This window comes from Chitinophagales bacterium, assembly GCA_020635995.1.
Lineage (GTDB): Bacteria > Bacteroidota > Bacteroidia > Chitinophagales > UBA8649 > JAFMKE01.
Genome location: JACJYS010000004.1, coordinates 190,438 through 202,858, shown reverse-complemented (window position 1 = coordinate 202,858; position 12,421 = coordinate 190,438). Strand labels below are relative to the sequence as shown.

The 12,421-nt window shown below is 31.9% G+C and carries 10 protein-coding genes; 5 read left to right on the top strand and 5 right to left on the bottom strand.

The genetic code is table 11. From position 1 onward, the window contains the following. Positions 1 to 46 precede the first annotated feature (46 nt). Both nusB and H6578_08085 read right to left on the bottom strand, forming a co-directional pair. A complete protein-coding gene (gene nusB, locus H6578_08090; GenBank protein ID MCB9227108.1) occupies positions 47 to 967 on the bottom strand; it encodes a transcription antitermination factor NusB in 921 nt (306 codons plus the stop codon). A 109-nt stretch (positions 968 to 1,076) separates the two neighbouring features. Then, positions 1,077 to 2,141, bottom strand: coding sequence for a Glu/Leu/Phe/Val dehydrogenase (locus H6578_08085; GenBank protein ID MCB9227107.1), 1,065 nt, complete (start codon positions 2,139 to 2,141; stop codon positions 1,077 to 1,079). Between the two features lie 149 nt (positions 2,142 to 2,290). On the opposite strand from H6578_08085, the gene H6578_08080 reads away from it, so the two are divergent. Together H6578_08080 and H6578_08075 are read left to right on the top strand one after the other, a co-directional pair. Next, positions 2,291 to 4,072, top strand: a complete 1,782-nt coding sequence (locus tag H6578_08080) for an ABC transporter ATP-binding protein (protein ID MCB9227106.1) — start codon at positions 2,291 to 2,293, stop codon at positions 4,070 to 4,072. Positions 4,073 to 4,425: 353 nt separating this feature from the next. Beyond that, the gene (locus tag H6578_08075) at positions 4,426 to 4,716 is read left to right on the top strand and encodes a rhodanese-like domain-containing protein (protein ID MCB9227105.1); all 291 of its coding nucleotides are present in this window, start codon (positions 4,426 to 4,428) and stop codon (positions 4,714 to 4,716) included. On the opposite strand, the gene H6578_08070 is transcribed toward H6578_08075, so the two are convergent. Further along, complete coding sequence (locus H6578_08070; protein ID MCB9227104.1) at positions 4,713 to 6,263, bottom strand: FMN-binding glutamate synthase family protein; 1,551 nt, start codon at positions 6,261 to 6,263, stop codon at positions 4,713 to 4,715. The genes H6578_08075 and H6578_08070 overlap by 4 nt on opposite strands. A gap of 82 nt (positions 6,264 to 6,345) precedes the next feature. Here H6578_08070 and H6578_08065 point away from each other — a divergent pair, with 82 nt between their 5' ends. The 3 genes from H6578_08065 to H6578_08055 are packed head-to-tail and all read left to right on the top strand — an operon-like array spanning position 6,346 to position 10,136. After that, a complete protein-coding gene (locus H6578_08065; protein ID MCB9227103.1) occupies positions 6,346 to 7,506 on the top strand; it encodes a hypothetical protein in 1,161 nt (386 codons plus the stop codon). Between the two features lie 57 nt (positions 7,507 to 7,563). Continuing rightward, on the top strand, positions 7,564 to 9,240 hold the full coding sequence (locus tag H6578_08060; protein ID MCB9227102.1) for a hypothetical protein: 1,677 nt from the start codon (positions 7,564 to 7,566) through the stop codon (positions 9,238 to 9,240). A 38-nt stretch (positions 9,241 to 9,278) separates the two neighbouring features. Then, positions 9,279 to 10,136, top strand: coding sequence for an ABC transporter substrate-binding protein (locus H6578_08055; protein MCB9227101.1), 858 nt, complete (start codon positions 9,279 to 9,281; stop codon positions 10,134 to 10,136). Positions 10,137 to 10,167: 31 nt separating this feature from the next. Here the strand turns inward: H6578_08055 and H6578_08050 are convergent, their stop codons facing one another. Both H6578_08050 and H6578_08045 read right to left on the bottom strand, forming a co-directional pair. Further along, positions 10,168 to 10,638, bottom strand: coding sequence for a hypothetical protein (locus H6578_08050; protein ID MCB9227100.1), 471 nt, complete (start codon positions 10,636 to 10,638; stop codon positions 10,168 to 10,170). A 135-nt stretch (positions 10,639 to 10,773) separates the two neighbouring features. Beyond that, complete coding sequence (locus tag H6578_08045) at positions 10,774 to 12,411, bottom strand: T9SS type A sorting domain-containing protein (GenBank protein ID MCB9227099.1); 1,638 nt, start codon at positions 12,409 to 12,411, stop codon at positions 10,774 to 10,776. Positions 12,412 to 12,421: the final 10 nt, after the last annotated feature.

The window sequence follows — 12,421 nt, the reverse complement described above, 5'->3', positions numbered from 1 at the left end:
TTGATTATTTGTTTTTTAAGTTTTTGAAATTTAAGATGCAAATGTATTAATTATTGATTAATCCTCTGCCTAATTTTTTAATTTTTCCCTCACTTTTTAAATCTTTCATGGTCTTATCTAATATGCCATTTATAAAATCTTTACTCTTTTCTGTGCTGTATTCTTTAGATATATCTATATACTCATTTATACTCACTTTAAGAGGGATGTAAGGGAAATACAAGAACTCGCTTATTGCCATTTTTAACAGAATAATATCTACCACAGAAACCCTGTCCATATCCCAATTTTTTAATCGGATTTCTATAATGCTGTTTAATTCTTTTTCTTTACTTATATAATTGTTTATCAACTCTTTAGCAAAGGTTATTTCTTCTGTTTCTTCACGTTCAAGCAATATGCTTTTTAAAAACTCTTTATCATCTGTTTTTCCAAAAGATTTGATGATTTTTTGTAAGGATTGAAGACACAAAAAATGGTCGTCATCTATATTTATAAAATGTTCTGCAAGTGCTTCATCAAGTAGCTCATTTGTGCCAATTATTCTTCTTAAAATGTAGCGTAAAATGTCAACTTCATCTCTTTTTTCTTTCTTTTCTAATTTGCAATATTTAACATATTTCTCTTTCGTTTTGAGTTCGTTAAACAGCTTTTTAACCAAACCGGCATCTATAAAACTTTTTATTTTAAAGTGCTTTTGAATTTCTTTTAATTCATCACTATTTGTTAAAAGTTTTAATACAAGGTTATCGGCTAAGTCTTTATTTACGTTTTTATCTTCTTCTGTAGGTATAAATTTATTTGCCCGTTTAGAAGCATCTAATATTACATATTCGCATACTTGAATTAAATATTGCAAATAAACAAAATAGAGTTGCTTAGTTTTATCAATTTTTTGAGTTAATTGTTTTTGTAATGTCGCTACGTTTTCGCCTTCACTTAAACTGTTGGCGTATAATATTTGCATTACTTTAACTCTTAAAATTCTCCTTGAAATCATTTATTATTCTGTTCGTTTTTCTTATTCGGGCTAAAGATAATCAATCATTAACAATTAGCAATTAATCATTAATAAACTATCTTCTCTGTTTAATTTTTCCTATTTTTTCAATGCGTTCCATAGCTATTTCTAAAGCCACTTCTTGGGCATTTCTATTTTCGGTAGATGCTTTTGAAAGTATATTATATGTTTGGTCGTATATTTTTTCTGTTGCAGCCATAGCTCTTTCTCTATTGTAACCTACGGTTTCTATGTAGCAATTTATAACACCTCCGGCATTTATTAAAAAATCGGGAGCGTAAATTATCCCTTTTTCTTTAACTATATCGCCATGCTTGTGTTCGTCTTCTAATTGATTATTTGCCGAGCCTGCAATTATGCTGCATTTTAGCCTGTTTAGCGTATCGTCATTTACGGTAGCACCTAAAGCACATGGAGCATAAATATCCATTTCGGCATCATAAATATCATTTACATCTACAATATCTACTTTATATTTTGATGAAACTTCTTTTATATTGTTTTCGTTAATATCGCTTATTAAAATATGGGCATTTTCTTTAGCTAACAAATCAATTAAATATTGCCCTACGTGTCCCACGCCTTGCACTGCCACTTTTTTACCTTTTAAAGAATCGCTACCGCTTAGGTGTTTTTGAGCGGCTTTCATTCCTAAATAAACTCCGTAAGCGGTAACAGGAGATGGATCGCCACTTCCGTTTAAATATTCGGGTTTGCCGGCTACGTGCTTAGTTTCTTGCGATATGTATTCTATAAATTGAGTATTGGTGCCTACATCTTCGGCTGTTATATATTTTCCGCCTAAATTATCAACAAATTTGCCATAGCTACGCCAGTAGGCTTCATCTTTAGTGGCATTATTGCTATCAATAATTACAGCTTTTCCTCCACCTAAATTATTGCCTACAATAGACGATTTAAAAGTCATTCCTCTTGATAATCTTAAAACATCGTTTAATGCAGCTTCTTCGTTGCTGTATTTCCAAAGTCTTGTGCCGCCTAATGCTGGGCCTAAAACGGTGTTGTGCAGTGCTATAATTCCTTTTAAGCCAGAGTTTTTATCTGAGAAAAAGAGCACCTGTTCATGCTCCATTTTTTCCATTTTTTCAAAAATATTCATACAATTTGGTTTGGTTTATTTGTATAAAAAGTAAAATTGAATAGTACCTTTGTCATTTTTCAGTGCAAAGGTAATTAAATGTTTGCAATCCAAAATCAAAATTAAGTTTTGTGCTTGTTAAAAAAATGATAGATTAAATAGATAAGTAATTGAAAGAATTAGCCTACTTAAATAAATATTTTGTAAAATACAAGTGGTATTTCCTGCTTGGAATTTTATTTGTTGCTTTATCTAATGTTTTTAAAGTATTATCGCCTCGGGTGCTTAGTTATGCCATAGATATGGTGTCTAATAATATTAGTTTATTCAAATCTTTAGACGGATTTTCTCTTCAAGAAAGTTTAAAAAGCAATTTAACAAAATCGTTGTTTATATTTTCTTTAGTTTTTTTATTGGCGGCTATTGTGGGAGGTATTTTTACTTTTTTAATGAGGCAGGCTATTATTGTAATGTCAAGATTGATAGAATACGATTTAAAAAATGAGATTTATCAGCATTACCAAAAATTAGACACTGCTTTTTACAAAAAAAATAATACGGGCGATTTAATGAACCGTGCTACGGAAGATGTTTCAAGAGTTAGAATGTATTTAGGACCTGCATTAATGTATCTTATAAATGTAATTTTCTTGTTTACGTTTGTTATAGGTACTATGTTAAGTATTGATGTTAGGCTTACTTTGTGGGTATTATTACCATTGCCTTTTCTTACTATTTCTATTTTTTATGTAAATAATTTAATTAACAAAGGAAGCGAAAGAATACAGGAACAGTTATCTACCTTAACTACACAGGCACAGGAATATTATAGCGGTATTAGGGTTTTAAAAAGTTATGTGCAAGAAAAATTGGCATTGCAACATTATGTAGATTTAAGCGAAGAGTATAAAACTCGTTCATTAAATTTAGCCCAAATAGAAGCCTTGTTTTTCCCATTAATGATTTTGCTGGTGGGTATAAGCACTATAATTGTAGTGGTAGTAGGAGGTATATATGTGCAAGAGGGGAGTGTTACCCCCGGAAATATTGTAGAGTTTATTATGTATGTCAATTTACTTACATGGCCGGTTACGGCTATTGGCTGGGCGGCTTCTTTAATACAAAGGGCATCGGCTTCGCAAAAAAGGATAAACCAATTTTTAAAAACAGAGCCTTTAATTAATAATAATGTAGGAGAAAAGATAGAATTAGAGGGAAATATTAAATTTAAAAATGCAAGCCTTACTTATAAAGATACGGGTATTAAAGCAATAGATAATGTTAGTTTTGAAATAAAAGCTGGCGAAAAATGGGCAATAATGGGACGTACGGGAAGTGGAAAAACTACACTTGCCGAACTAATAATGGGACTGTACCAAACTTCAGCAGGAGAAATTATAGTAGATAATGAAAACATCAATAAACTAAATTTAACAGGATACAGAAAGCAAATAGGTTATATTCCGCAAGATGTTTTTTTATTTTCAGATACTATTTACAATAATATAAGATTTGGCAATAGTAAAATTACAGACGAAGAAGCAGAAAACTATGCTAAAAAAGCATCTATTTATAATGAGATAATGGAGTTTCCTCATGGATTTAACACACTTTTAGGCGAAAGAGGCGTAACTTTATCTGGTGGGCAAAAGCAACGAATATCTATAGCGAGAGCCTTGGCAAATCAGCCTCAACTAATTATTTTTGATGATGCACTTTCGGCAGTAGATATTAATACAGAAAAAGCCATTATAGAAAACATGGGCGAAAGTTTTGGCAATAAAACGGTTATAATAATAAGCCACCGCATATTTAGCAGTATAGATTTTGACAACATTTTAATACTGGAAGATGGTAAAATATTAGAACAAGGCAAACATGACGAGCTTTTAAAACTTAATGGACTGTATGCTGAGTTTTATAAGAAGCAACAGACTTCAAGTTCAGAATAAAAGGTAGGTTGTTTTTTTACATTATGTTGCCACTTATTAGCAGATACGGTTTGCAGAAAGGCATCTCTTTATAAAACGTACGTCTTTACGATGAGTGTAGTGAAACGGAACGAAGAAGTAATCTTTTTACTTAGATAAGATTGCTACAAAAATTACTCCTTTGTTATAATTTTTTCACAAAGTTGAATGAGAATTTGTTAGATAATTTGAAAATTATATCGTCAACAGATATAGTTATACCGATTAAGAATATATAATAATTTGAGAGTGATTTATGTTACACAAATATTCTTTTTACACTTTTACTTTTGTGCCAAAATAAAATAAATATGTTTGGATTTTTAAAGAAATTAATGGGTATGCCTAATGATGAAGTATTGCAACAATATAAAGAAAAAGGGGCTGTAATAATAGATGTGAGAACGCCTGCCGAATATAAGGGCGGACACCCGAAAAAGGCTCAAAATATTCCTTTGCAAAATATACAAAGAGAAGCAGATAAGATTAAAAAAATGAATAAACCTGTTATTCTTTGCTGTGCCAGTGGAGCAAGAAGTGGACAAGCTACTTCTATATTAAAAAGCAAAGGTATAGATGCCGTAAATGCCGGTGCATGGCAAAATGTAGCTAATTTAATGGCTTAATTTCCATAGTCTTCAGCATCAACACCGTATAGGTATTCGCCTACTTTTACTCTGCCGTAGAGGTCTTCGTATCGTTTGTTTACTGTTTCTGAAAGACGCATATACACATGTTTACGCGTTATTTCTGAAGTGCTTTTTAATCCCGCAGCGGCTAAAAGTTCTCTAAGGGCTTCCACAGTATTGTGATGATACTGAGCTACTCTTGTTTTTTTATCTACTACGTTTAAGCCATTCATAAGTTCTTTATTTTGAGTGGCTACACCTGTAGGGCAGGTATTTTGGTTGCACTCCAAAGCTTGTATGCAGCCCAATGAAAGCATCATGGCACGGGCACTATAGCAAACATCGGCACCTAAAGCTATGGTTTTAAATATATCAAAAGCAGAAGTTATTTTTCCTGCCGAAAATAATTTGATGTGTTTTTTAATATCGTAGCCTATTAAGCAGTTGTAAGCAAAAGCTAATCCGTCTTTGTATGGCATACCTACATTATTGCTAAATTCTATGGGAGCAGCTCCTGTGCCTCCTTCGCCTCCGTCTATGCTTATATAATCAGGGTAAATATTTTCGGCAATCATGGCTTTACACAGCTCATGAAATTCAGATTTACTTCCTATGCACAATTTAAAACCAATAGGTTTTCCATTAGATAAATCTCTTAATTTTTGAATAAAATGTACTAAGCCTTTGTAATTGGAGAAAGCGGTATGGTAAGGTGGCGAAAAAACAGTTTTGCCGGCTTCTACATGGCGTATTTTGGCTATTTCTTCGGTTACTTTTTTTGCAGGAAGAATACCTCCGTGCCCGGGTTTAGCACCTTGCGAAAGTTTTATTTCTATCATTTTGATATTGGGTAAATTGGCTTTTTCTTTAAATAATTCTTCCGAAAAATTACCTTCTTTTGTTCTACAACCAAAATAACCTGTGCCTATTTGCCATATTAAATCGCCACCGGGTTCTAAATGGTAGGGACTTATGCCACCTTCTCCGGTGTTGTGAGCAAAATTATCAATTTTAGCTCCCCCATTTAAGGCTAAAACAGCATTAGCACTAAGCGAACCAAAACTCATGGCTGATACATTTAATATACTTGCAGAATAGGGCTGTTTGCAACTTTCATTTCCCACAGTTACCCTTAAATCTTTTGCAATTTCATCAACATGAATAGGCATAATGGAATGATTCATCCATTCGTAACCTTGCTCATAAACATTTAATTGGGTCCCAAAAGGAATAGTATCTATAGCCTCTTTTGCTCTTTGGTAAACCAAACTTCTACTTAATCTATTTACAGGCGTACCATTGGTGTCAGATTCAATAAAATATTGGTAAATTTTAGGTCGCAATTCTTCCATTATGTACCTAAATCTTCCTAAAATAGGGAAATTTCTAACAATGGCTCTGTTCTTTTGAAACATATCTATAATTCCCCAAATAATTAATGGACCAAAAATTATAAAAGCCCAAAAAAATGGTTTCCAAAATATACCAACACCTATAATAATAAGTGAAGAAACGATACTAAATATAATAAATGCCTTTCTCATGAGGGTAAAGTTAAAATTATATGATTTAAAAAATAAATGAAACCGACATACTTTGCTATCTTTAAGGAAAAATTAACCTAACATGAAATTCTTTACCTTATTTTTTATTTGTTTTGGGCAGTTACTTATTGCTCAAAATACTATGACTATAGATAGTTATAATGCTACAGATAATGTAATGTGGCAACTGTATAATTACACTACAGATGTTTATGCCAAAAGTGAAAAATCACTTCATGAAATAACTGATTTAGTAAATGTGAATTTAATAGATAGTGTTTTTAAAAGAAAATTTGAAAGGCATCGTGTTTTTGGTGGAGGCATTATTCATTTATTGGGTTTTAAGTGGAGAGCTTATGAAACAAAAAGACAAAAATTTGTTGGGTGGGTCAATCATCAATATTTGCATGGTGTAGATGCCAAACATCATTTTACGGAGTATGACATTAATTATGATTTAATACCAATTTTGCCAAAATATCAAGTTTATGTATATGGTATGTATCAAAAACAACTGAGCTATAAACGCAATAAAAAGAGAAAAGATACAGCAAATGAACCGTATGTTTTTCCAAAAAATGAATCGGATTTAACAAAATATCGCCTTCATTGCGAGAATACGCCACCTGAAGAATTTAGATCTATGTTAAGTACTTTATCTTATCCTATTCATAGAATTAATCCTACAGATATTCATTATAATTTTGAACAAAAACATCCTGTGGTGGGCATGTATGGCGTGATGTGTTTAGATTGCAACCATAGTTGCCACCCCGAAATGCATCCTTATGAATGTTTTTGGTGGTTAAACACTACTGAAGAAAGTGCTTTTTGGAATATCAATTTAGTTAGAGAAACCAGCAATAGATTTAAACATTGGACAACATCGCCACGAACAGGAAAAATAAGTATTCCTTTCATTTTTAATATAGAAAATGACGATTTAGTAATAGAAATAGACCATAAAGTGTTTAGTAATTTTGACGAAGAAGCATTTAAAAAACTAAGTGAACAGTATAAAAGTTATTTTTTTGATGAATTGCTAACAGAATTTAAAATAGAGCTACCTAATAAAGTATTTAAAAAAATTGCCGTAAAATCAAATGTGAAAGTGCCGTACAAAGCATTATCATTTTATTTCTCTAATATTAATTTTGATGAGCAAAACAATTTACTTAGCGGATACTTTAATTTATTGGTTAGTGTAAAAGAAACTTATGCTGCCAGCGTGAAATGGTATTAGAAGTAATTTACACTTTTTAACAATAATATGCTATTTTTGGGTTTTGATACTTTGCCTATGAAATATTTTTTCACTTTTATTGTGTTGTTTGTTGCGGTTTTTGTAAAAGCACAAGGTACTTACACGCCTTTAAATACCTACACGTATCATCAAATGGAACGTTTAGATATTCAATATGGAAAAATTTTGCCATTTCCGCATACTTCGGTAAAACCATATAATAGAACATGGATAGGAGAATATGCCGAAACTATGTACAATTCTAATGTAGATTTGAATAAGTCTTTAAATTATAATTTGCAGTATTTGATGAATGATAATTCAGAATGGGTAGATTCTTTTAGTACTAAACGCAAGCCATTTTTAAAGATTTTTTATCCCGAAAGAGCTTCCATGTTTGCCGTAAATACTAAGGCATTTACACTAAGAGTTAATCCTGTTTTGCAAATGCATTTCGCTCCGGAAATAGGAGATAAATTAACTTTTAGCATACCAAGAGGTTTTGAGTTTAGAGCTTCTATAAAGAAAAAACTGAGTTTTTACTTTCACTTGAGTAGCAATTTAATGCGTTTTCCAAGTTTTGTAAGAGATGAAAGAATAGATAGGGAATATGCTAACGTGCCGGGCGATGGATATTGGAAAGATTATAAAGTAAAAGGGCAAGATTATTTTACTACACGAGGGTATATGACATTTAATGTGCTTAAACATATAGATTTTCAATTTGGCTATGATAAAAACTTTATAGGAAATGGCTACCGCTCTTTATTTTTAAGCGATAATGCCAATGCATATATGTTTTTAAAAATGAACATAAGAGTATGGCGAATTAATTATCAAAGTATTTTTGCTGAATTAACAGCACAGTATAACAGAGGAGCAGATAGATTATTGCCTAAAAAATACGGTGCTTTTCATCATTTGAATTTTAGTGCCACACATTGGTTAGATTTTGGTGTATTTGAAGGCGTAATAATGAGTAGAAGCAATCATTTTGAGTTTCATTATTTGAATCCTATTATATTTTATAGAAGCATAGAACAATCTTTGGGCAGTCCGGATAATGCCGTAATAGGATTTGATTTTAAAGCCAATGTGGCACGTAGAGTTCAGTTTTATGGGCAATTATTAATGGATGAATTTAATTTTTCGCATATAAGAAAAAGAGATGGTTGGTGGGCAAATAAATATGCACTACAAATTGGAGCAAAATATGTAAATGTAGCAGGATTAAAAAACTTAGATATTCAAGCAGAATACAATATGGCTCGTCCGTTTACTTACACGCATAGTGGAGCCGGAAACGCTACTTTGGCAAATTATACACATTACAACCAAGAGCTGGCACACCCACTGGGAGCAAATTTTAGAGAAGCTATAGGAATAATTAGATATCAGCCTAATAAATTGCCTAATTTGAATTTGCAATTAATGTATATAAATGCAGTGCACGGTATAGATAGCACAGGTACACTTTATGGAGGAGATATTTTTCAAGAATCTAATGGCAATTTAGCAACAAATGAGTACGATAATTTTGTAGGGCAGGGCGTAGCATACAGAGTTAATTATATTGAGTTTTTAGCCTCTTATCAGTTTTGGCACAATATGTTTGCCGATATAAATATCAGCTACCGCTCTGTAAATAGCGATGTGGACGCTCAAGACAGAAGCAATACATGGATAGGAATAGGTTTTAGAATGAATTTGCCTTATAGAGCTATGACTTATTAAAGTTTTGTAATTTTGCATTTTAATTAAATACAGAAAAAATGCAAACAATTAGAGTAGGTGGCGTACCGGAACATTTTAATTTGCCATGGCATTTAGCTATTGAAAATCAGCTTTTTACAAAAGAAGGCGTCAATGTAGAATGGGTAGAGTATAAGGGCGGTACAGGGCAAATGACTAAAGCCCTAAGAGAACATGAAGTAGATGTTTGTGTTTTGCTTACCGAAGGAGTAATTAAAGATATAGCCGAAGGCAATCCGTCAAAAATTATAAGTAAATATTTGAACACGCCATTAATTTGGGGTGTGTTTTCCGGAGCTAATAATCCTATAAAATATTATGGCGAAATTTACGATAAGAAATATGCTATTAGTCGTTTTGGTTCGGGCTCGCATTTAATGCCTTACGTAGATGCTTTGTATAAAGAGAAAACTCTTGAAAAAGACCAATTTATGGTTATCAAAAATTTAGAAGGAGCATTGGAGTCTTTAAGTAAATTACAAACAGATGTTTTTTACTGGGAAAGATACACTACCAAGCCTTATGTAGATAATGGAATTTTAAAATCGTTGGGAGAATTTGTAACGCCTTGGCCTTGTTTTGTAATAACAGCAACGGAAAAAGCCATAGCCGAAAAAACAGAAGCATTAAAAACCATGCTTAAAGTGCTTTATTTTGTCAATCATCAGTTTATGACTTCAATAGATAGTGTGCCGGAAGTGAGCAAACGCTACGGGCAGAAATTGGAAGATGTAAATAATTGGTTTCACAGTACCGAGTGGAGTACAAATGATATTATTAGCTTTAAAATGCTTGAAAATGTAATTTATACATTGCATAAAAGCAAAATAATAGAACAAAAAATACAAGCTAATGATTTGTGTTATAAACTTCTATAAGTCTAACTGTCTATAAAATCTAACCGTCTATCTAAACTACTTTATCGGCACAGCTGCTACTGGCAAAAGCATTAGGTTTAGCTTTAAACTGAAATCCCATACTTAGTATATAACCCATAGCATCGCTAAGAGCTGAGTTTGACTTAAACTGAGGATTAGTATTTATATCGGCATGAACTTCTAAATCAACATTATAATCATCTAACAAATGGCAAAAGCTGTAAGCAACTTCTATACTTTTGCTTACTTCTAAAATCATACGTTCTTTTAAACCTAATTTTTTGTATTCTTTATAGTTATTAATGTACATAAAACCACCACTTCCTTTGCGAAGAAAGACTACAACCGTAGCAAATTCAGTATGTTTTTTATAAACTTGCGAGTCGGTACCTACACAAATTTTAATTTCATTACCTTCTATTTTTTCTCGGAGAATAGTATCTTCCACTATGCTTACTATATCATTCCCAACTTCTTGACCATTTAATTTTCGCCATTTCATTTTAGTTTATTTTGGTTAGTTAAATTTAAGTAATTTTAGTTCTTTGTAAAATTTACTTATTAACATGTCAACATAGTAGTAGAAAAGGAGTAGTATAGAAACCACTCCTTTTCCTTGGTAGGTAGTGAAAATTGGTTATTTTTTAATTATTTTCTTGCTGGATATTCCTTTATGGGCATAAACCTTTAATAGATAAATACCGTTAGGTAAATTTTCTATGTTTACTTGACTGGTATTCAAATTTTGCTCTAAAACTACTTTCCCTACTAAATCCATTATTTCAATCTTATCAATTTTTTCTTCACAGGTTATATTTAATAAACTAGAAGTGGGATTTGGGTAAACATTAAATGTTATTGATTTGTCAATAGTATTTATAGCAGTAGTTTCAGTTGTAAATTTCCATAGCTCATAACCGTTATTATAATAATTAGCCGGGAAATATAATGAACCATTTAGGATTTGAAAGTTAAAATCATACATTTCATCATTGGGATCTAATGGTTCGTATGTAGTAGAAGAATTGGGTGCTAATTTTATTGTTCCGTCACTTGTGCCATCAGATTCCCAAAGTTCATGTCCATTGTCATCTCCATTAGCACCAAAATATATTTTATTATTATAAATAATTATATCTAATATTCTGCTTGAATACCAATCATCATGCGAAAATTCTTTTAATGGATAAGAACCACTTACTGTTCCATCGGTAACCCATAACTGGTTACTATTATTAGCATAGCTTCCTCCGGTATCATAATTTCTAACAAAAAAGTATAATTTGTTATTGTATATTATACTTTTATGAATGTAAAATCTACTATGTGTTGGATCAATATCCATAAAAAAATATGTGCCATTTTCTGTGCCGTCTGTAACCCAAAGTTCATCATCTCCGTTATTATTACTTACTGTAAAATATAATTTATTATTATATTCAATAAAATTGTATGGGTATGAAGATGCAGTTCCAGGAACAATATCTTTAACAATGTGGGTGCCAGATTCTGTGCCGTCTGTAACCCAAAGTTCATCTCCATTATTATCATCACCATTTGCACCAAAATAGACTTTATTATTAAATGTGGTTAAACCATTAATTGATGAACCACCCGAACCTGAGGCAATATCTTTAACCATATAAGTACCAGATTGCGTTCCATCGCTTACCCAAAGCTCTGTTCCATAAACATCATCATTTCCCTCAAAAAATATTCTATCATTTAAGATAGCTGTAGAATTTATATAAAGAACAAGAGAACTTGCATTAAATTCTTGAACCATAATTGTACCCGCCATAGTGCCATCACTTGCCCACAACTGCCCACTTAAGGTAGAAAAAAAAATATGACTATTTGTTTTAATAATTTGTTGTATTAGAAATATACTACCTTCCGTTCCCGGAACAATATCTTTTAAAATGTGTGTACCTGCTTCTGTACCATCGCTTACCCATAGTTCTGTACCTGTACTGGCATTAAAAGCATGAAAGTATAACTTATTGTTAAGTACAGTATATGCGTAAGGATAAGAATTTATTGAATCATTAATGTTTTTCAGCATGTATGTACCTGCTTCTGTACCGTTACTAACCCATAGTTGTTCTTCTGTGTTAGGACTCCCTGCCGTAAAATAGAGTTTATTACTGTAGAATGTCAACGAATGTGGTCGTGAATTTCCACTTCCGGGGAATATATCTTTAACCAGCTCAAATGTTTGAGAGGTGGCACTTAAATAAATACTCATTAAAATAAATGTAAATAATTGTTTCATAGTTGTAATG